Origin of the sequence: Thiohalocapsa sp. (assembly GCF_019695415.1) — a bacterium.
Lineage (GTDB): Bacteria > Pseudomonadota > Gammaproteobacteria > Chromatiales > Chromatiaceae > Thiohalocapsa.
This window is the reverse complement of record NZ_JAIFKJ010000469.1, coordinates 1-2,402: the sequence shown is the minus strand read 5'-3', so window position 1 is coordinate 2,402 and position 2,402 is coordinate 1. Positions and strand designations below refer to the sequence as shown.

Here is a 2,402-nt window from a genome sequence, read left to right as displayed (position 1 = left end):
CCCGCCGTGCTCGTCCCGCCGCGTCGCCCCCGTGCCCCCGCGCCCGGGACAATGGGCGGCGTGCCGCTGCAGGTAGCCGCGCCGGGCGGGACCGACCCGCGCATTGAGCCAGGTGGCGACCCCGCGCTCATACTCACCCATCAATGGCAGCACCTGCGACGACAGGGACACGAACAGCCCCGGCGGCATTGCGGCAGCAATCGCGCGCTCGGCGGCGTCATCCAGGTAAGAAAACAGCAGCGTCACCGCCACCGCCTCGACCCCGAGACGCTCCAACTCGTCCCGCAGTAACTGCGTATCCGCAGCGGTGAGCGGGTCCAGCAGGGCGCCGTCGGCGCCGAGGCGCCCACCCGTCTCCAGGCACAACGCCGAGGGCACCGGCGGTGGCGCCGGCGGCGGCTGCAGGTCATAAAGATCGCGGCGGGCCTGGCGGCCGATCGCGAGCAGGTCCCGAAAGCCGCGGTTGGTGACGAAGGCCGTACGCGCGCCTTTGCCCTCCAGCACCGCGTTGGTGGCGACCGTTGAGCCATGCACGATGCTAAGGTCCTCGGGCGCCAGGCCCAGCTCCTGCACACCCCGCAGGATGGCGTGCTCCGGCGCCTCCGGAGTCGACGGCACTTTGTGCACATGAAGCACCCCATCCCGCCAGAGGACGAAGTCCGTGAAGGTACCGCCTGTGTCGATGCCGAGGAGTGCCATGCCGAGATGCCGCCTTTGTCCCGTTGCCCGTCGAGGGTACACCGCCGACCCGACATACCCAATGCGCGGCAGCGCAGGCTGGGGCAGTTGGCAGCCGTGGGTACCCGCGCTATCGTCGCCGCCATGAACGAGTTGTTGGCGGCGCAGGTTCTGAAACAGCACTTCGGCGCCCTCGCCCGCCTCGGCGTCACCGAACGATGCCCATGTCCCGGCGCTGCCTGTCGAGCAGCGCAGCCCATGAGCGCACCGCAGACGACGGCTGCGGTTCCCGCACTGGCCGCTTGAGATGCCCGAGCTGCCGGAGGTCGAGACCAGCCTGCGCGGCATCGCCCCGCACCTGACGGGCCGCCGGGTCGTCCGGCTCGTGGCGCGTGAGCGACGGCTGCGCTGGCCGGTGACGGAGCAAGTGGACGCGGCCGTGGCGGGCCGGCGCATCGAGGCCGTCACCCGTCGGGCCAAATACCTGCTGCTGCACCTGCCGCCGGGGGCGCTCATCCTGCATCTCGGCATGTCCGGCAGTCTCAGGGTGCTCCCCGCCGAGACGCCGCCCGGGGTACATGATCACATCGATCTGGTGCTGGAGGACGGGCGTTGTCTCCGACTCCGAGACCCGCGCCGCTTCGGCAGCCTGCACTGGGCCGAGCCGCCCGTGGAGGCTCATCCGTTGCTCGCCCGGCTTGGGCCGGAGCCCCTGTCACCCGGCCTGGACGGCGCCTACCTGCACCGCCTGAGCCGCGGCCGGCGCGCATCGGTGAAGACCTTCATCATGGACAGCCATGTGGTCGTCGGCGTCGGCAACATCTACGCGAGCGAGGCCCTGTTTCGCGCCGGCATCCATCCGCATCGCCCCGCGGGGCGCGTTGCGCTACCCCGCTACGAGGGCCTGGCAGCAAGTATCAAGACGGTGCTGACGGCGGCCATCGCCGAGGGCGGCACCAGCCTGCGCGACTTTGTACAGGAGGACGGCAGACCCGGCTATTTCGCGCAGGCGCTTCGGGTCTATGGGCGCGCAGGGCAGCCCTGCCCCGGCTGCGGGGAGCCTGTCCGCCAGCAACGCATTGGCCAGCGCTCGAGCTTCTACTGCCCGCGATGCCAGCGCTGAGCTGACGACGGACGGGGTGGGTGCCGCAGCACAGCCATCGGAACCTCAAGCTCAAAAGGCCAGTGGTCCCATGGCCGCGAGCGGTGTCTGCAGTCACTGCGGCTGCTGGATACCGGTGATCAACCAGTCACCCGCAGGCGTCGCCCAGTCGTGGGCCACGTGCCAGATCTCGTCCAGGGGCTTGGCCGGCGCCTGCTCGTCTTCTCGGATCAAGCCCGTGAAGCGCACGCTGGCCACCGCCTGGTCACCATCGCGCTGCACGCCGAGCAGCTCGGCATTCAGCGTGACCACTTCGGTGTAGTTCTTCGCCTCACCCATGGATTCCCGCTCGCGCTTCAGCTCAGCGAACAAATGGGGGGCGGTGTACTCGCGGATGTCACGGAAGTCGGCCTGGTCCCACGCGGCCTGCAGCCGGATGAAATGGGTCTTGGCGCCTTCCGCGAAGCCGGCGGGGTCAAACCAGCTCGGGGCCTCGGCCGCGCCGGGCTCGGGGGCCATGGTGCGCGATTCATGTTGCGCCGGTGCAGCGTCCGCGCCCCCGAATGCACCGCCGAAAGGCGCCTGTCCATCCTGACCAGGTCCGTCCTGCCCGGGCCCACCC

Annotated in this window: 3 protein-coding genes; 1 reads left to right on the top strand and 2 read right to left on the bottom strand. The window is 70.3% G+C overall.

What is annotated here, in order from left to right:
* The coding region (locus I6U14_RS13065; protein WP_296899957.1) for a hydantoinase/oxoprolinase N-terminal domain-containing protein at positions 1 to 699 on the bottom strand (699 nt) is incomplete at its 3' end.
* 286 nt (positions 700 to 985) lie between these two features.
* Between I6U14_RS13065 and mutM the strand changes: the two genes are divergently transcribed.
* Complete coding sequence (gene mutM, locus I6U14_RS13060; protein WP_296899956.1) at positions 986 to 1,801, top strand: bifunctional DNA-formamidopyrimidine glycosylase/DNA-(apurinic or apyrimidinic site) lyase; 816 nt, start codon at positions 986 to 988, stop codon at positions 1,799 to 1,801.
* 93 nt (positions 1,802 to 1,894) lie between these two features.
* On the opposite strand, the gene I6U14_RS13055 is transcribed toward mutM, so the two are convergent.
* A partial coding sequence (locus I6U14_RS13055) for a Tim44 domain-containing protein (protein WP_296899954.1) occupies positions 1,895 to 2,402 on the bottom strand: 508 nt, incomplete at its 5' end.